This is a genomic window from Bacillus sp. FSL K6-3200 (assembly GCF_038630485.1).
Taxonomy (GTDB): Bacteria; Bacillota; Bacilli; order Bacillales; family Bacillaceae; genus Bacillus; species Bacillus safensis.
In genome coordinates, this window is sequence record NZ_CP152032.1 from 1,430,921 (window position 1) to 1,449,489 (window position 18,569).

General features: G+C 44.1%; 10 protein-coding genes, 2 tRNA genes and 3 rRNA genes. 2 read left to right on the plus strand and 13 right to left on the minus strand.

Features of this window, described 5'->3' with window-relative positions; translation table 11 throughout:
• Positions 1–19: 19 nt before the first annotated feature.
• Positions 20–904: a pyridoxal 5'-phosphate synthase lyase subunit PdxS gene (gene pdxS, locus MHI60_RS07290; protein ID WP_047203776.1), complete on the minus strand. Its 885-nt coding sequence runs from the start codon at positions 902–904 to the stop codon at positions 20–22.
• Between the two features lie 246 nt (positions 905–1,150).
• Here pdxS and MHI60_RS07295 point away from each other — a divergent pair, with 246 nt between their 5' ends.
• A complete protein-coding gene (locus tag MHI60_RS07295) occupies positions 1,151–2,629 on the plus strand; it encodes a PLP-dependent aminotransferase family protein (protein WP_144473139.1) in 1,479 nt (492 codons plus the stop codon).
• 42 nt (positions 2,630–2,671) lie between these two features.
• On the opposite strand, the gene MHI60_RS07300 is transcribed toward MHI60_RS07295, so the two are convergent.
• Positions 2,672–3,997, minus strand: a complete 1,326-nt coding sequence (locus MHI60_RS07300) for a D-alanyl-D-alanine carboxypeptidase family protein (RefSeq protein ID WP_144473138.1) — start codon at positions 3,995–3,997, stop codon at positions 2,672–2,674.
• Positions 3,998–4,157: 160 nt separating this feature from the next.
• Complete coding sequence (gene guaB / locus MHI60_RS07305; RefSeq protein ID WP_048240380.1) at positions 4,158–5,624, minus strand: IMP dehydrogenase; 1,467 nt, start codon at positions 5,622–5,624, stop codon at positions 4,158–4,160.
• 121 nt (positions 5,625–5,745) lie between these two features.
• Between guaB and MHI60_RS07310 the strand changes: the two genes are divergently transcribed.
• Positions 5,746–6,714 carry a YaaC family protein gene (locus MHI60_RS07310; protein ID WP_048240379.1) on the plus strand — a complete coding sequence of 323 codons (969 nt, stop codon included), beginning with the start codon at positions 5,746–5,748 and terminating at the stop codon, positions 6,712–6,714.
• A gap of 11 nt (positions 6,715–6,725) precedes the next feature.
• Here the strand turns inward: MHI60_RS07310 and rrf are convergent.
• The 10 genes from rrf to yaaA all read right to left on the minus strand — a co-directional run bounded on the left by rrf (position 6,726) and on the right by yaaA (position 18,427).
• Positions 6,726–6,841 (minus strand): 5S ribosomal RNA (rrf, locus tag MHI60_RS07315).
• Between the two features lie 61 nt (positions 6,842–6,902).
• Positions 6,903–9,833, minus strand: a 23S ribosomal RNA gene (locus MHI60_RS07320).
• Positions 9,834–9,931: 98 nt separating this feature from the next.
• A tRNA-Ala gene (locus MHI60_RS07325) sits at positions 9,932–10,007 on the minus strand.
• Positions 10,008–10,021: 14 nt separating this feature from the next.
• Positions 10,022–10,098, minus strand: a tRNA-Ile gene (locus MHI60_RS07330).
• 95 nt (positions 10,099–10,193) lie between these two features.
• Positions 10,194–11,742 (minus strand): 16S ribosomal RNA (locus MHI60_RS07335).
• The 16S, 23S and 5S rRNA genes sit together here with 2 tRNA genes alongside, the layout of an rRNA operon.
• Positions 11,743–12,108: 366 nt before the next feature.
• Complete coding sequence (gene gyrA, locus MHI60_RS07340; RefSeq protein WP_144484291.1) at positions 12,109–14,613, minus strand: DNA gyrase subunit A; 2,505 nt, start codon at positions 14,611–14,613, stop codon at positions 12,109–12,111.
• A gap of 232 nt (positions 14,614–14,845) precedes the next feature.
• Entirely contained in the window at positions 14,846–16,762 is a 1,917-nt protein-coding gene (gyrB, locus tag MHI60_RS07345) for a DNA topoisomerase (ATP-hydrolyzing) subunit B (protein ID WP_111292035.1), read from the minus strand.
• A gap of 57 nt (positions 16,763–16,819) precedes the next feature.
• On the minus strand, positions 16,820–17,065 hold the full coding sequence (locus MHI60_RS07350; RefSeq protein ID WP_056766786.1) for an extracellular matrix/biofilm biosynthesis regulator RemA family protein: 246 nt from the start codon (positions 17,063–17,065) through the stop codon (positions 16,820–16,822).
• A 17-nt stretch (positions 17,066–17,082) separates the two neighbouring features.
• Entirely contained in the window at positions 17,083–18,195 is a 1,113-nt protein-coding gene (gene recF, locus MHI60_RS07355) for a DNA replication/repair protein RecF (protein ID WP_061406450.1), read from the minus strand.
• Positions 18,196–18,211: 16 nt separating this feature from the next.
• The gene (yaaA, locus tag MHI60_RS07360) at positions 18,212–18,427 is read right to left on the minus strand and encodes a S4 domain-containing protein YaaA (protein ID WP_048238335.1); all 216 of its coding nucleotides are present in this window, start codon (positions 18,425–18,427) and stop codon (positions 18,212–18,214) included.
• Between the last annotated feature and the right edge of the window lie 142 nt (positions 18,428–18,569).

An 18,569-nucleotide genomic window follows, 5' to 3' on the forward strand; every position in this document is an offset into this window, starting at 1 on the left:
TTCGTTTGCGCTCCCTTAATTACCAGCCACGCTCTTGCATACGTTCTTCTGGCAGTAGATTTGAAATTTCAATTCCTTTCATAGCTGTTCCAAGCTCTTTTGAAAGTTCTGCAATGAGACGGTAATCTGTGAAATGAGTCGTTGCTTCAACAATTGCTTTTGCAAATTTAGCTGGATTGTCTGATTTGAAAATACCAGATCCGACAAATACACCGTCTGCTCCAAGCTGCATCATTAACGCAGCATCTGCTGGTGTCGCAACTCCGCCTGCCGCAAAGTTCACAACTGGCAGCTTGCCATCTCTTTTGATTTGCAGCAATAATTCATAAGGTGCACCAAGATTCTTAGCTTCTGTCATCAGTTCATCTTCACTCATGGCTGATACTTTACGAATCTGAGCATTAACCTTTCTCATATGACGAACAGCTTCTACAATGTTGCCTGTCCCAGGCTCTCCTTTTGTACGAAGCATAGAAGCGCCTTCTGCGATACGGCGGGTTGCCTCACCTAGGTCGCGGCATCCACAAACAAAAGGTACTGTGTATTCATTTTTATTTAAATGGAATTCCTCATCTGCGGGCGTCAGCACTTCACTCTCATCGATATAATCAACACCAAGTGCTTCAAGAACACGAGCCTCGACGATGTGGCCGATACGTGCTTTTGCCATGACTGGAATCGTTACTGCATTTTGTACTTCCTCTACGATTCTTGGGTCTGCCATACGGGCAACACCGCCTGCTGCACGGATATCAGCTGGTACTCGTTCTAGTGCCATGACTGCAACCGCACCTGCTTCTTCTGCAATTTTTGCCTGCTCAGCATTGACGACATCCATAATGACGCCACCTTTTTGCATTTCTGCCATTCCACGTTTCACTCGTTCAGTTCCCTTATTGCTCACAATAGTTTCCTCCCATTTGTCTATTCGATTGATTCAACATCTTTATCATACAAGCGAGAAAGTATAACAATAAAGAGAATAGTATAACAATTCAACCAAACGGGAAATAAGGATAAACCCTTGTAAACAAAGGATTTCCAGCTAAAAACATGTCATTTTCTCTTTCAAGTATGATTTACATGCTATAATACAGCTATAACAATTAAAATTCATGTATAACAATTTTGCATTCTTTGGAGGGGTTTCATGCATATTGATATCCATCGACACTCTGATACATCTCTTTCAAATCAAATTTACTTTTCAATCATCGATCACATTCAATCGGGTTTGCTTCAGCAAGGAGAAAAGCTGCCGACTGTCCGTGATTTAGCTAAGCAGCTGAATGTGAGTCTTGTCACGGCAGCAAAGGCATACACCCGTTTAAAAGACGACGGATATTTAACAACGGTGCAAGGTAAAGGAACTTTTGTGAATGAGCAGCAAGAGCAGGCAGAGATCCCGATTCCATCATCTACCTCTTTCGATTGGCAGTTGTCGATTCCAGATTATTTACCACGGTCTCAATTCGCTCAGTATCACTATGTCGAAGAAGCCATTAACCTTTCTTCCTCTATGATCGATCCAGGGCTTTTGCCAAACCGATATTTAGAAAAAGAAATGCAGCATGTACTAGCCAGACATCCTCAAATCATGTCAAAGTATGGAGAAATACAAGGTGATCTTCAGCTGCGACAGGTCATTCAGTCCTTTTTAGAAAAGTTGGATGTGCCATCTACACCTGAAAATATTCTTGTAACAAGTGGGTCTCAGCAAGGGCTTGATTTGGTGGCACGTACGTTTATTGGACCGGATGATGTGGTCGTTATGGAAGCACCGACCTATCCAGGGGCTATCGATGTCTTTATGGGCAGAGGAGCAAGAATCATTACCGTCCCTGTCGATCATGAAGGGATGAACATGAAGCAGCTTCAAAGCATTTGTGATAAATATAAACCGAAGCTCATCTATACGATTCCTACTTTTCACAGTCCGACAGGGGCCAGTATGTCAATGAAACGCAGAAAACAACTTCTTTTACTGGCTCAAAGCATAGATTGTCTCATTGTAGAAGATGACCCATATCGTGAGCTTTATTTTGAAAAGAAGCCGCCAGCACCTATTAAAAGCCTGGATCATGATGGACATGTCATTTATTTACGAGGGTTAAGTAAAACACTGGCTCCAGGATGCAGAATCGGGATTATCACAGCGTCAGGCTCGATATTTAACCGTTTATTAGCTGCAAAGGCCAATAATGACTTAGGCAGCCCTCTCCTCACACAAAAGGCCATATTACCGTTTCTGACATCAAAGAAAATGATTGATCATACGAAGAAGCTAAGGACCGCCTTGAAAGTGAGACGCGATTTGATGATGGATGTGTTAACGAAGCATGCACCGAAAGATGTAACGTGGCAAATTCCACAGGGCGGGCTCAATTTATGGCTTAGCTTCCCTTCCTGGGTTGATACACGAGCACTGTTGCATGAGGCACGTAAACAGCAAATTACCTTTTTGCCTGGCTCTGTCTGTTATCCTGGGGAACCGAAACAGAATTATATCCGCCTCAGCTTTTCTTATGTGAATGAAAAAGCATTGACCGAGGGCGTGGAAAAGTTATGTGATATTTTTCAGCAAGCCTTGTCCACTCCTCAAAATCAGAAGCAATCGCTCTTCTTTTAACGATAAAAAAACTGCTCTCATGTATAGAGAGCAGTTTTTTTATTAGAACCAACCTTTTACTGTGTCAACGATTCCGCCCCAAATGCCAGCGAAGAAACCACCTACACCACGCATTGCAAGGATGAACCAATTTGCTTTTTCATCGCCTGTTTTCGTCACAAGCTCAACACCTGATTGGTCTTTATTCAAATAGCCGTAGTCCTTCTCATCACCAGAATAAGAAGTCGTCAGCATGCCAACCTTCGTTCCCTTTTTAGTAGGAGCTTCTAGGTTCTTTTTCTCGATATTTACTTTTGCTTTATAGCTCTTCTCGTCACCATTTTTTACTGGTACAGAAAATGCTTCTTTCGTGACGACGGGTACTTCTTTGTCTTTGCCTTTATCCACTTCGATGCTTTCATGCCCTTTGATTTGTTGACCTTTTTTGTACATTTCTTTCATCGTGAAGTTTTTAAACGCGTAGTCGAACAGTTTTTTCGCCACGTCGAAACGTGCTGTATGAAGATTACCTTTTGCATTCAAGATGACTGCGATGACACGCATGTCACCTTGTTTTGCTGTACCTGTGAAGCTAGAACCGGCTGAATCTGTAGATCCTGTTTTCAGACCGTCTACACCTTTATATTCCTTCACAAGTCCTTTAAGCATGAAGTTCCAGTTAGGCATGTCCATTTCATCGTCTGTGCCTTCTCTGAACTTTGTTTTCGCAATACTTGATGTTTCAAGAATTTCTGGATGGTCTTTGATGAGATGTTGTGCAAGCAATGCCATATCTTTTGCAGATACTTCGCTTTCTTCATCAGGACCTGTACCTTTTGGCTGTTGGCCATGTAAATCTTTATTTTCCAGACCAGTTGCATTCACGAATTTGTAGTTTGTTAAACCAAGTTCTTTCGCTTTTGCGTTCATTTTTTCAACAAATTTTGATTCTGATCCAGCGATCACTTCCGCTAAACCAATCGCTGCTGCATTTGCAGAATAAATAGCCGTTGCTTGATAAAGTTCTTTCACTGTATACGAGCCATCTTTTCTCAAAGGAACGTTAGATAAACTACGGTCCTGAGAAATTTCGTATACATAATCATCTGGCGTATACTTTTGATCCCATTTCACTTTGCCTTCAGCAATCGCCTCTAGTAATAGATACTCTGTCATCATTTTTGCCATACTTGCGATAGGCAGTCTTTGATCTGCGTTTTTACTATAAAGAATTTTACCTGTAGAAGCTTCAATAAGGATCGCTGCTTTCGCATTCACACTGAATGGATCTTCAGCCGCTTTTGCTTTGGACATTGGTGTAAATGCTGTAACAATCAATGCCAATGCAAGGATAGAGACCATAAGCTGTTTCATCATCTTGCTGTTCAATCGTCATACCTCCGTATTCATCTTTTTTCGACGTTTTTCATATATATGTAATCCACAAGGGCTTGTTTCAACACAACAGTATAAATTTTATCACAATAAAGACAAAAAAAATAGACAGAGTCATAGACCCTGTCAAATGTAATTTGATTGTCACAATTTATCAAGAAATTGTGTAGTTTGGTGATTCTTTTGTAATTTGTACATCATGTGGATGGCTCTCACGAAGTCCTGCACCCGTCATACGAATAAACTGTGCTTCTTCTCTAAGAGTGCGTAAATCCTGTGTTCCACAATAGCCCATACCAGAACGAATACCGCCAACTAGTTGATACACTGTATCAACAACTGGCCCTTTGTATGGTGTACGGCCTTCAATACCTTCAGGAACGAATTTTTTATTATCTTCTTGGAAGTAACGATCTTTACTTCCTTTTTCCATTGCAGCGACAGAACCCATACCACGATAAACTTTGAAGCGTCTACCTTGGAAAATTTCTGTGTCTCCTGGGCTTTCAGATGTACCAGCTAGAAGGCTTCCCAGCATAACAGCATGTCCGCCAGATGCTAATGCTTTCACGATATCACCTGAATATTTAATTCCACCATCTGCAATAATAGCTTTACCATGTTTTCTTGCTTCTGTTGCACAGTCATAGATCGCTGTGATTTGTGGTACACCGACACCTGCAACAACACGTGTTGTACAAATAGATCCTGGTCCGATACCGACTTTCACAATATCTGCTCCTGCTTCAAACAATGCTTTTGTTGCTTCAGCTGTTGCAACATTACCAGCAATGATGTTAAGAGAAGGATACGTTTCACGGATTTTCGATACAGTGTTTAGAACACCTTGAGAATGACCGTGTGCTGTATCAATGACAATGACATCCACATTGGCTTCGACTAATTTTTTCACACGTGTCATTGTATCGCCAGTGACACCAACAGCGGCACCAACAATTAAACGGCCATGTGCATCTTTAGAGGAGTTAGGGAATTCAATCACTTTTTCAATATCTTTGATTGTGATGAGACCTTTTAGTGTTCCTTCGTCATCTAAAAGAGGTAATTTTTCAATCTTGTATTGCTGTAGGATTTTTTCAGCTTCTTCTAACGTTGTACCAACAGAAGCTGTCACAAGTTCCTCTTTTGTCATCACGTCGCTAATCTTCATTGAATAATCCGAAATAAAACGAAGGTCACGGTTCGTAATAATACCAACAAGCTTTTGGTCTTGTTCGTTGTTGACAATTGGCACACCCGAAATACGGTATTTACCCATTAAATGCTCTGCATCAAATACTTGATGCTCTGGTGTTAAGAAGAATGGATTTGTAATAACGCCGCGCTCTGAGCGTTTTACTTTATCCACCTGCTCTGCTTGCTGTTCAATGGACATGTTCTTATGAATAATACCAAGACCACCTTGACGTGCCATTGCGATCGCCATCTGTGATTCCGTCACTGTGTCCATTCCCGCACTGATAATTGGAATGTTAAGCTTTAATGTGCTTGTTAGCTCCACTGATAAATTGACATCACGCGGAAGTACTTCAGACTTTGCTGGAACAAGCAAAACATCGTCAAACGTTAAACCTTCTTTTGAAAATTTACTTTCCCACATTAGTAAATCCCCCTCTTTTCGGCAAAATATTATATGTAGATTATCAACTAGGAAACAGCATGTCAAGGAAGCAACAAACAGTTGCAATTTTTAGAAAATATAAAGAGAGTTGAGGAAGAACATGAAAAGTTCAGGATGGAAGGATTTAAAACGTTTTTATTCGCTCGAAACCTCCCAAAAGTTTCTATTTCAACAATATGAGAAACGGAACATTCAAGATGCAAACCAGCAAGCCTATAAAAACTGTGAACGATTTATTTACTTTCTAAAACATGGCCATACGTTCTATGAACAGGCAGCGATCGCGCCTCTAGAACTTAAACCCATTTTATTGTTTTATGGAATGGCGCAGCTGCTAAAAGCGTGTTTGCTGACAGTTGATCCCCATTATCCTTCTCAAACCTCTGTTTTAGCTCATGGCGTAACATCAAGGAAGAGAAAGAAACAGCATTACCGTTTTAGTGAAGATGAAGTGAAAATCCAAAGAAATGGGCTGTGTATGCATGTGTTAAAGCATCTATTTCATTTAAATGGTCTTGAAGATGAGCGATTTACGATGATCCATCTCCTGTCAAAAATACCTGAAATGAGTCATGTTCTTGAGTTTCAAAAGCAGCCCTCGACATTAGTTAAAGTGGAAAAGGCTAACGGAATGATGATTCAAGATCATATTCCATTACTTTATAACATGTCTGCTGAACGGTTTATTGAATACTTTGAGTTCCATACAAGCTGGAAACTCAAACAGAGAGAGGCTAAACAATTGACGTTCGATGTATTTCTTGAAGAAAACCCAGCACTTGCTACTCATCTTCATTATGATTTAGAAATGGATCAATGGTTTATACCGTCAACACGAGATGCTTTTCTAGGGATTCCTGAGATCATCAGCCATTACTTATTGATGTATAACCTTAGTATGATTGCCCGCTACGAAACAGAATGGTGGTACGAGCTGCTTTCTCAATACATTAGCGATGATTACGTCATGATTGAACGCTACATGGAGATTGCAGAAGAGAAGTTCCCAGCTTACATCATGATGCTGTTAGAAGAAAAAACAAAAAAGACCAGTTCCAAATGGAACTGATCCTTATAAAAGCTTGGCGGCGTCCTACTCTCACAGGGGGAAACCCCCAACTACCATCGGCGCTGAAGAGCTTAACTTCCGTGTTCGGTATGGGAACGGGTGTGACCTCTTCGCTATCGCCACCAAACCTGATGGAGAGAATGTTCTCTCAAAACTAGATAACAATGTTCATGCTTCACATTAGAATATAGGTTAAGTCCTCGATCTATTAGTATCTGTCAGCTCCACGTGTCACCACGCTTCCACCTCAGACCTATCAACCTGATCATCTTTCAGGGATCTTACTTCCTTGCGGAATGGGAAATCTCATCTTGAGGGGGGCTTCATGCTTAGATGCTTTCAGCACTTATCCCGTCCGCACATAGCTACCCAGCGATGCCCTTGGCAGAACAACTGGTACACCAGCGGTGCGTCCATCCCGGTCCTCTCGTACTAAGGACAGCTCCTCTCAAATTTCCTGCGCCCGCGACGGATAGGGACCGAACTGTCTCACGACGTTCTGAACCCAGCTCGCGTACCGCTTTAATGGGCGAACAGCCCAACCCTTGGGACCGACTACAGCCCCAGGATGCGATGAGCCGACATCGAGGTGCCAAACCTCCCCGTCGATGTGGACTCTTGGGGGAGATAAGCCTGTTATCCCCGGGGTAGCTTTTATCCGTTGAGCGATGGCCCTTCCATGCGGAACCACCGGATCACTAAGCCCGACTTTCGTCCCTGCTCGACTTGTAGGTCTCGCAGTCAAGCTCCCTTGTGCCTTTACACTCTGCGAATGATTTCCAACCATTCTGAGGGAACCTTTGGGCGCCTCCGTTACATTTTAGGAGGCGACCGCCCCAGTCAAACTGCCCACCTGACACTGTCTCCCTGCCCGATAAGGGCAGCGGGTTAGAAGGTCAATACAGCCAGGGTAGTATCCCACCGATGCCTCCACCGAAGCTAGCGCTCCGGTTTCCAAGGCTCCTACCTATCCTGTACAAGCTGTACCAACATTCAATATCAGGCTGCAGTAAAGCTCCACGGGGTCTTTCCGTCCTGTCGCGGGTAACCTGCATCTTCACAGGTACTATAATTTCACCGAGTCTCTCGTTGAGACAGTGCCCAGATCGTTGCGCCTTTCGTGCGGGTCGGAACTTACCCGACAAGGAATTTCGCTACCTTAGGACCGTTATAGTTACGGCCGCCGTTTACTGGGGCTTCAATTCGCACCTTCGCTTACGCTAAGCGCTCCTCTTAACCTTCCAGCACCGGGCAGGCGTCAGCCCCTATACTTCGCCTTACGGCTTCGCAGAGACCTGTGTTTTTGCTAAACAGTCGCCTGGGCCTATTCACTGCGGCTTCTCGGGGCTTTAACACCCTAAGAAGCACCCCTTCTCCCGAAGTTACGGGGTCATTTTGCCGAGTTCCTTAACGAGAGTTCTCTCGATCACCTTAGGATTCTCTCCTCGCCTACCTGTGTCGGTTTGCGGTACGGGCACCTCTCACCTCGCTAGAGGCTTTTCTTGGCAGTGTGGAATCAGGAACTTCGCTACTAAATTTCGCTCGCCATCACAGCTCAGCCTTCACGGGAAACGGATTTGCCTATTTCCCAGCCTAACTGCTTGGACGCGGATATCCAATACCGCGCTTACCCTATCCTCCTGCGTCCCCCCATTGCTCAAATGGTGAGGAGGTGGTACAGGAATATCAACCTGTTGTCCATCGCCTACGCCTTTCGGCCTCGGCTTAGGTCCCGACTAACCCTGAGCGGACGAGCCTTCCTCAGGAAACCTTAGGCATTCGGTGGACGGGATTCTCACCCGTCTTTCGCTACTCATACCGGCATTCTCACTTCTAAGCGCTCCACCAGTCCTTCCGGTCTGGCTTCACAGCCCTTAGAACGCTCTCCTACCACTGTTCGTAAGAACAGTCCGCAGCTTCGGTGATACGTTTAGCCCCGGTACATTTTCGGCGCAGAGTCACTCGACCAGTGAGCTATTACGCACTCTTTAAATGGTGGCTGCTTCTAAGCCAACATCCTGGTTGTCTAAGCAACTCCACATCCTTTTCCACTTAACGTATACTTTGGGACCTTAGCTGGCGGTCTGGGCTGTTTCCCTTTCGACTACGGATCTTATCACTCGCAGTCTGACTCCCAAGGATAAGTCATCGGCATTCGGAGTTTGACTGAATTCGGTAACCCGGTAGGGGCCCCTAGTCCAATCAGTGCTCTACCTCCGAGACTCTTACCTTGAGGCTAGCCCTAAAGCTATTTCGGAGAGAACCAGCTATCTCCAGGTTCGATTGGCATTTCACCCCTACCCACACCTCATCCCCGCACTTTTCAACGTGCGTGGGTTCGGGCCTCCATTCAGTGTTACCTGAACTTCACCCTGGACATGGGTAGATCACCTGGTTTCGGGTCTACGACCACGTACTCATGCGCCCTATTCAGACTCGCTTTCGCTGCGGCTCCGCATCTTCTGCTTAACCTTGCACGGGATCGTAACTCGCCGGTTCATTCTACAAAAGGCACGCCATCACCCGTTAACGGGCTCTGACTACTTGTAGGCACACGGTTTCAGGATCTATTTCACTCCCCTTCCGGGGTGCTTTTCACCTTTCCCTCACGGTACTGGTTCACTATCGGTCACTAGGGAGTATTTAGCCTTGGGAGATGGTCCTCCCGGATTCCGACGGAATTTCACGTGTTCCGCCGTACTCAGGATCCACTCTGGAGAGAACAACATTTCAGTTACAGGGCTGTTACCTTCTTTGGCGGGCCTTTCCAGACCTCTTCGCTTATATCGTTCCTTTGTAACTCCGTATAGAGTGTCCTACAACCCCAAGAGGCAAGCCTCTTGGTTTGGGCTGTTCCCGTTTCGCTCGCCGCTACTCAGGGAATCGCATTTGCTTTCTCTTCCTCCGGGTACTTAGATGTTTCAGTTCCCCGGGTATGCCTTCTCATACTCTATGTATTCAAGTATGGATACTACTCCATTACGAGCAGTGGGTTTCCCCATTCGGAAATCTCCGGATCAAAGCTTGCTTACAGCTCCCCGAAGCATATCGGTGTTCGTCCCGTCCTTCATCGGCTCCTAGTGCCAAGGCATCCACCGTGCGCCCTTTCTAACTTAACCATTTCTTACTTTAGAAAGAATCACTATGTGTGATGAACTTTGCATTGCATTCAATGTGAATGTATTACTTATTGTTATCTAGTTTTCAAAGAACACGTTGGTGGAGCCTAGCGGGATCGAACCGCTGACCTCCTGCGTGCAAGGCAGGCGCTCTCCCAGCTGAGCTAAGGCCCCGATTTAATAGAAGATGGTGGGCCTGAGTGGACTCGAACCACCGACCTCACGCTTATCAGGCGTGCGCTCTAACCAGCTGAGCTACAGGCCCATCTTTCATATCGAAGATATGATGTTGTAGGATCTTTTGCAAGTTCCTTCAAAACTAAACAAGACGAAAACGTACGCTGCTCCATATATCCTTAGAAAGGAGGTGATCCAGCCGCACCTTCCGATACGGCTACCTTGTTACGACTTCACCCCAATCATCTGCCCCACCTTCGGCGGCTGGCTCCATAAAGGTTACCTCACCGACTTCGGGTGTTGCAAACTCTCGTGGTGTGACGGGCGGTGTGTACAAGGCCCGGGAACGTATTCACCGCGGCATGCTGATCCGCGATTACTAGCGATTCCAGCTTCACGCAGTCGAGTTGCAGACTGCGATCCGAACTGAGAACAGATTTATGGGATTGGCTAAACCTTGCGGTCTTGCAGCCCTTTGTTCTGTCCATTGTAGCACGTGTGTAGCCCAGGTCATAAGGGGCATGATGATTTGACGTCATCCCCACCTTCCTCCGGTTTGTCACCGGCAGTCACCTTAGAGTGCCCAACTGAATGCTGGCAACTAAGATCAAGGGTTGCGCTCGTTGCGGGACTTAACCCAACATCTCACGACACGAGCTGACGACAACCATGCACCACCTGTCACTCTGTCCCCGAAGGGAAAGCCCTATCTCTAGGGTTGTCAGAGGATGTCAAGACCTGGTAAGGTTCTTCGCGTTGCTTCGAATTAAACCACATGCTCCACCGCTTGTGCGGGCCCCCGTCAATTCCTTTGAGTTTCAGTCTTGCGACCGTACTCCCCAGGCGGAGTGCTTAATGCGTTAGCTGCAGCACTAAGGGGCGGAAACCCCCTAACACTTAGCACTCATCGTTTACGGCGTGGACTACCAGGGTATCTAATCCTGTTCGCTCCCCACGCTTTCGCTCCTCAGCGTCAGTTACAGACCAGAGAGTCGCCTTCGCCACTGGTGTTCCTCCACATCTCTACGCATTTCACCGCTACACGTGGAATTCCACTCTCCTCTTCTGCACTCAAGTTTCCCAGTTTCCAATGACCCTCCCCGGTTGAGCCGGGGGCTTTCACATCAGACTTAAGAAACCGCCTGCGAGCCCTTTACGCCCAATAATTCCGGACAACGCTTGCCACCTACGTATTACCGCGGCTGCTGGCACGTAGTTAGCCGTGGCTTTCTGGTTAGGTACCGTCAAGGTGCGAGCAGTTACTCTCGCACTTGTTCTTCCCTAACAACAGAGCTTTACGATCCGAAAACCTTCATCACTCACGCGGCGTTGCTCCGTCAGACTTTCGTCCATTGCGGAAGATTCCCTACTGCTGCCTCCCGTAGGAGTCTGGGCCGTGTCTCAGTCCCAGTGTGGCCGATCACCCTCTCAGGTCGGCTACGCATCGTCGCCTTGGTGAGCCATTACCCCACCAACTAGCTAATGCGCCGCGGGTCCATCTGTAAGTGACAGCCGAAACCGTCTTTCATCCTTGAACCATGCGGTTCAAGGAACTATCCGGTATTAGCTCCGGTTTCCCGGAGTTATCCCAGTCTTACAGGCAGGTTACCCACGTGTTACTCACCCGTCCGCCGCTAACATCCGGGAGCAAGCTCCCTTCTGTCCGCTCGACTTGCATGTATTAGGCACGCCGCCAGCGTTCGTCCTGAGCCAGGATCAAACTCTCCGAAAAAGTACAAAACCGAAGTTTTGTTTTTCGTCAGCGTTTGACTGACTACCTATGAAGTATCATAGGATTTTTTTATAAAAACTCGAATTAACAGGTACGTTTTGTCTTGTTTAGTTTTCAAAGAACTTGTGTGTCACTCTCTCAAAGCGACCACTTAAATATATCATATATCTCTATCAACAGTCAACATTTTTCTTGAAAAACATTTTATTTTTTTAAGAAGTTTTCACTGTAAAAGAGATAAAAAATAGAGCCTCTTTTTGCTCCTTTGAAAGATTAACACATATCTATGAAAAAAGCATTATAAATTTCAAAAAAACTCATGTTTTTTTAGAAAAAAATAAAGCCGGTGAAGAACCGGCTTTATTTTTACTCAGATTGCTCTTGATCTGACTCTATAGTTTCTACGTTTTCTTCACTATTCTCTTCATCATCTTCTTGTGATTGTTCAACTAACGCCACTGTAGCGACATGTTCTTCATCACCAAGACGAATCAGGCGGACACCTTGAGTGACTCGACCTGTTGTCGAAATGTCTGAAACGGCCATACGAATGATCACGCCGCTTCCTGTAATAATCATCAAGTCCTCTTCAGCTTCAGCATTCGTCGCCTTCACTGCGACAAGCGGACCATTGTTGTCCGTGATTTTACATGTTTTAAGACCTTTACCGCCCCGACTTTGAACACGGTATTCTTTTTCAGGGGTTAATTTACCGTACCCTTTCTCGGTTACGATCAATACGTTTGCATCTGGCTCAAGGATTTCCATACCGACAACGATGTCATCCTCAGAAAGCGTAATTCCTTTTACGCCGGCCGCAGTACGTCCCATTTCACGAACGTCTGTCTCGTCAAAACGAATCAACATACCCTTTTTCGTTCCAATGATGATTTGTTTTTCTCCATTGGTTAAACGGACAGCCATCAGTTCATCTTCGTCACGAAGACTTAGAGCGATAAGTCCATTGTTTCGAATGTTGGCAAAATGAGACAATGATGTTCGTTTTGATACACCGTGTCTTGTTGTAAAGAAGAGATACGAATCTTCATCAAATTCGCTTACTGGAATAATGGCATTAATCCACTCTCCCTTTTCTACTTCAAGCAGGTTAATAATCGGAATCCCTTTCGCCGTCCGTCCGAATTCAGGAATTTCATATCCCTTCGCACGATAGACCTTCCCTTTATTAGAGAAGAAGAGAATCGTATCATGGGTAGATGTTGAAATCAGCTGTTCTACGAAATCATCCTCATTGGTTCCCATGCCCTGAACACCTTTACCGCCTCTTTTTTGGCTGCGGTATGTTGATGCAGGCAGACGCTTGATATAACCATTATGAGTCAGCGTAATCACGATGTTCTCAACAGGAATCAAATCTTCATCTTCAATTGTTTCAATACCTGCCGTCACAATTTCAGTACGACGTGTATCATTGAAACGTTCTTTGATTTCTGTTAATTCTTCTCTAATGATTTCAAGAACTTTCTCATTGTCTGCTAAAATGGCTTTCAACTCAGCAATCAAATCAACAAGTCCTTTATATTCTTCTTCTATCTTTTCTCTTTCCAATCCAGTTAAGCGCTGAAGACGCATATCAAGAATGGCCTGAGCTTGTTTTTCAGACAAGCTATAGTTCTCCATTAAGCCATTTCTCGCGATTTCAGCAGTTTGAGAGCTTCTAATTAATGAAATGACTTCATCTAAGTGGTCAAGAGCGATTCTTAAACCTTCTAGAATATGAGCTCTTGCTTCAGCTTTACGAAGTTCATATGCTGTTCTTCTGCGAATGATCACTTTTTGATGCTCTAGATAATATTCAAGACATTGTTTGAGGGACAAGACTTTCGGCTGTCCATCGACAAGTGCCAATAAGTTGATTCCAAATGATGTTTGGAGTGTCGTTTGTTTATAAAGATTGTTTAATAGAACGTGGGCGTTCGCGTCTCTTCGCAGTTCAATTACAATCCGCATTCCATTACGATCAGACTCGTCACGCAGATCTGTAATGCCATCGATCTTTTTATCACGCACAAGATCAGCGATTTTTTCGATCAAACGGGCTTTGTTGACCTGATATGGAATTTCATTGATGACAATCCGCTGCTTACCGCTGGATGTTTCTTCAATGATAGACTTTGCACGTAATGTAATAGAGCCACGGCCTGTTTCATATGCTTTACGGATTCCGCTTCGACCAATGATTTGTCCCGCAGTTGGGAAGTCTGGTCCTGGAATGATCTCCATTAGTTCCTGTGTTGTCATTTCTGGGTCTTGACTAATCGCCAGCACCCCATCAATCACTTCACCTAGTTGGTGAGGCGGAATGTTGGTTGCCATCCCTACAGCGATACCTGTTGCCCCGTTGACTAATAAGTTCGGGAATCGAGCAGGCATAACGATTGGTTCTCTTTCACTGCCATCGTAGTTATCTTGATAATCAATCGTATCCTTGGTGATATCACGCAGGATCTCCATTGAAATTTTTGATAGACGCGCCTCAGTATAACGCATCGCTGCTGCACTGTCTCCATCGACAGAACCAAAGTTCCCGTGTCCTTCAACTAGCATATTTCGATAGTTGAAGTCTTGCGCCATACGAACCATCGCTTCGTATACAGCGCTGTCACCGTGAGGGTGGTACTTACCGATAACTTCCCCAACGATACGTGCAGATTTCTTAAATGGTTTATCACTTGTCATACCTAGGTCATTCATCGCATACAAAATTCTTCGATGCACGGGCTTCAATCCGTCTCGCACATCTGGTAATGCACGCGAAACAATAACACTCATTGCATAATCTAAAAAGGACGTACGCATTTCTTGACTAATATTCACTTCACGTACATTTGGTGTATGTTGTTCACTCACTATAAGAACCTCCCTTTACGTATCACATGAAATAAATTATGTGGGAGTAAAATATGTATTTATCTTCACAAGACTATTCTCCATTATATCAATAATCTCGGCTTTATACACATTAATTTACTAGAAAATCAACGAAAACACGGAAAACCAGGTCATTCGTTTCACACCCCTGTTTCTTGAAAAACAACCTTATTCCAAACAAGAAATAAGGTTGTTCTCAGGAGGGATTCATCTAAATATCAAGGTTTTTCACGTATTGTGCATTTTCTTCGATAAAGTTCCGTCTCGGCTCTACTTTATCTCCCATCAGCATTTCAAATGTCTCATCAGCATCGATCGCATCCTCAAGTGTGACTTGAAGAAGTGTTCTCGCATCAGGGTCCATTGTTGTTTCCCAAAGCTGAGTAGCATTCATCTCTCCAAGACCTTTATAACGCTGGAGTCCAGGCTTTGGTGTTTGAGGTAGTGATTTTAACAGCTCATCCAGCTGTTTATCGTTATACACGTACTCCACACGTTTTCCTTGCTGCACTTTATATAAAGGCGGCTGCGCAATATACACATAACCGTTTTCTATGATTTGACGCATGTAACGATAGAAGAAGGTTAAGAGAAGCGTTCGGATATGCGCTCCATCTACATCGGCATCTGTCATGATCACAACTTTGTGATAGCGTGCTTTCTCTAAAGTGAAGTCTTCTCCGATTCCAGTTCCTAACGCTGTAATCATTGCACGAACTTCGTTGTTCGATAAAATTTTATCTAGACGAGCTTTTTCTACGTTTAGAATCTTCCCTCTTAACGGTAAAATCGCTTGGAAGTGACGATCACGGCCTTGCTTAGCAGATCCGCCCGCAGAATCTCCCTCTACAATATAGAGCTCAGAGATGGAAGGATCTTTAGAAGAACAGTCCGCCAGTTTCCCAGGTAAGCTGGAGACTTCCAGCGCACTTTTACGTCTTGTCAGCTCACGAGCCTTTTTGGCAGCCATTCTTGCACGAGCCGCCATCAGTCCCTTTTCCACAATTTTTTTCGCAGAATCAGGATTTTCAAGTAAGAATTTCTCAAGTGCTTCTGAGAAAAGGGAGTCTGTGATGGTTCTCGCTTCTGAGTTCCCAAGCTTTGTCTTCGTTTGCCCTTCGAATTGAGGGTCTGGATGTTTGATGGAGATAATGGCTGTTAAGCCTTCTCGCACATCTTCACCACTTAAATTCGCATCCCCATCTTTGAATACGCCATTTTTACGAGCATAATCATTGATGACACGCGTTAGACCAGTTTTAAAGCCAGCTTCGTGTGTTCCGCCTTCATACGTGTTGATATTGTTGGCGAAGGAATAGATATTGCTTGTATAAGAATCGTTGTATTGTAATGCCACTTCAACCGTAATTCCGTCTTTCTCACCTTCGATGTACACAGGTTCTTCATGAACAACTTCTTTTGAGCGGTTTAAATGTTCTACATAGCTCTTAATACCGCCTTCGTAGCAGTATTCATTTTTCCGCTCTTTGCCTTCACGCAAGTCTTCTATGATGATGTTTACACCTTTTGTTAAGAAAGCTAACTCTCGCACACGGTTGGCAAGTGTATCATAATCAAATTCAATGGTTTCATTGAAAATTTCTGGGTCTGGCACAAAGTGAGTGGTTGTCCCGGTTACATCTGTTTCACCAATAACCTCTAAATCTCCCACTGGAACTCCGCGTTTGAACTGCTGATAATGAATTTTTCCGTCACGGTATACGGTCACGTCTAAGGTAGTAGATAATGCATTTACAACAGATGCCCCTACACCATGCAGACCGCCAGATACTTTATAACCGCTCCCGTCAAATTTACCGCCAGCGTGAAGAACAGTCATAATGACCTCTACAGCAGGACGACCCATTTTCTCATGAATTCCAACAGGAATCCCGCGGCCATTATCTTTTACTGTAATGCTATTATCTTTTTCAATTTGCACTGTAATGTCTGTACAATAACCAGCTAATGCCTCATCAATACTGTTGTCGACAATTTCCCATACAAGATGGTGAAGTCCTTTTGCATTGGTTGCCCCAATGTACATTCCTGGACGTTTTCTAACAGCTTCTAGTCCTTCAAGCACCTGTATCTGATTTTCATCATAACTATTATGTTGCTGTTCCATTGCCACGTACATTCACCTACACTTTTCTTAAACGATATATTTATATGAATTGAGTTTTTAGACTTCAATTTCAACCACAAACGAAGCACGTTTTTTGAGCGTGCTTGAGGAAAGAGGAGAGTAATAAACAGATTCAGTTGTGACGACAATGGATTTGGGTGTCCCTTGTGATAACGAAATGATATGTTTCTCTTGTTTTTGTAGAAATTCTTCTACAACAGAAGACGACCTCATTTTGTAATCAACAATTGCGACAATCTCTCGTGTAGAAACAACACAATCATCACCTAAATGAATATACAAGACTCACACCTCATTTATCAGTCAATTACTTTTCCACTGGCTACTCTGAAAATTTCCGCTTCTTTCAGGGTGGCGTGATCAATGCCTTCAACACTTGTTGTAGTGACGAAGGTCTGTACACGACCTTGAATGGTATGGAGCAAATGAGACTGTCTGTAATCATCAAGTTCAGATAACACATCATCAAGTAGAAGAATGGGATATTCTCCGATTTCTTCATGTATCAGATCAATTTCTGCCAGCTTTAGTGAAAGAGCTGTTGTTCTTTGCTGCCCTTGAGAGCCATATGTCTGAACATCCCGACCATTCACAAAGAAAAGCAGGTCATCTCTGTGAGGTCCCCACAGTGTCACCCCTCGGTCTATTTCTCTGTCTCTTAGTTTCTGAAACGATTCTTCATAGCTATTCTTTATTTTCGACAAGTCTGACGCTTCTGATACCTCTATTGCCGTCTGGTATTGGAGCGTGAGTGTTTCTAGCTCTCTAGAAATCCCAAAATGCAGCGGCTGGGCCCATTTTTCAAGCTGTTTCGTAAAAGTCAGTCGTCTTTTGACAACTTTCGCTGCCGCATCAATCAACTGCTCTGTTAAAACCTCCAGCATCGCTTGATCTGTTTGCTTTCTTGTCTGCAATTGTTTCAAGTAATGATTCCGCTGTGAGAGGATTTTTTGATAGAGCGATAAATCATGCAAGTAGACAGCAGAAACTTGTCCAATCTCCATGTCGAGGAATCTTCTGCGGATTTGCGGGCTGCCCTTCACAAGACTTAAGTCCTCTGGCGCAAACATGATGGTGTTTAACGCACCAACATAATGACTGAGCTTCTGTTGTTCAATGTGATTGACTTTGCCCTTTTTCCCTTTTTTTGAGATCACGAGCTGCATTGGGAGTGGACCATTTTTTTTAATGACTCTACCTTCTATTTTAGCATAGTCTTGGTCCCATCGGATAAGTTCTTTATCATTTGACGTACGATGAGACTTTGCCATCGACAATACATAGATCGCTTCCATCAAGTTCGTTTTACCTTGGGCATTCTCACCGATCATGACATTCACCTTATTGTCGAATTGAAGCTCGGTGTGTTCATAATTTCGGTATGAAGTTAACGCCAGACTTTGAATGTACATGTATTGTCACCCGTTTCTAATTCACAACTTGAAATGCGCCGTAACCTTCAATCTCGACAACATCTCCTGGGTACAGTTTGCGTCCCCGTCTATTATCTGGCTCTTGATTAATGAACACCTCATGTTCACTTAAAAACCATTTTGCCATTCCGCCAGATTGGATGACTTCGGCTAATTTCAAAAACTGCCCTAAAGTAATCATTTCCGTTTCAATGGTTATAAGATTAGGCATTGTATCGACCTCTTTCAATATCACTAATATCTAATTGTACTAAAAAACAAGACAAGAAGGAAAGGGGGAAAGCGAACTGGGATGAAAGAAAGCATGGAAATCGAGAAGAAAAGCTGCTGTGCACTCACACAGCAGCCATTTT

Bases quoted from the DNA above. Each gene is read 5' to 3' on its own strand.
- MHI60_RS07310 (WP_048240379.1), top strand. From the start codon at position 5,746: ATGAAAAGTTCAGGATGGAAGGATTTAAAACGTTTTTATTCGCTCGAA.
- guaB (WP_048240380.1), bottom strand. From the start codon at position 5,624: ATGTGGGAAAGTAAATTTTCAAAAGAAGGTTTAACGTTTGACGATGTT.
- recF (WP_061406450.1), bottom strand. From the start codon at position 18,195: ATGTACATTCAAAGTCTGGCGTTAACTTCATACCGAAATTATGAACAC.
- yaaA (WP_048238335.1), bottom strand. From the start codon at position 18,427: ATGCCTAATCTTATAACCATTGAAACGGAAATGATTACTTTAGGGCAG.
- gyrB (WP_111292035.1), bottom strand. From the start codon at position 16,762: ATGGAACAGCAACATAATAGTTATGATGAAAATCAGATACAGGTGCTT.
- MHI60_RS07295 (WP_144473139.1), top strand. From the start codon at position 1,151: ATGCATATTGATATCCATCGACACTCTGATACATCTCTTTCAAATCAA.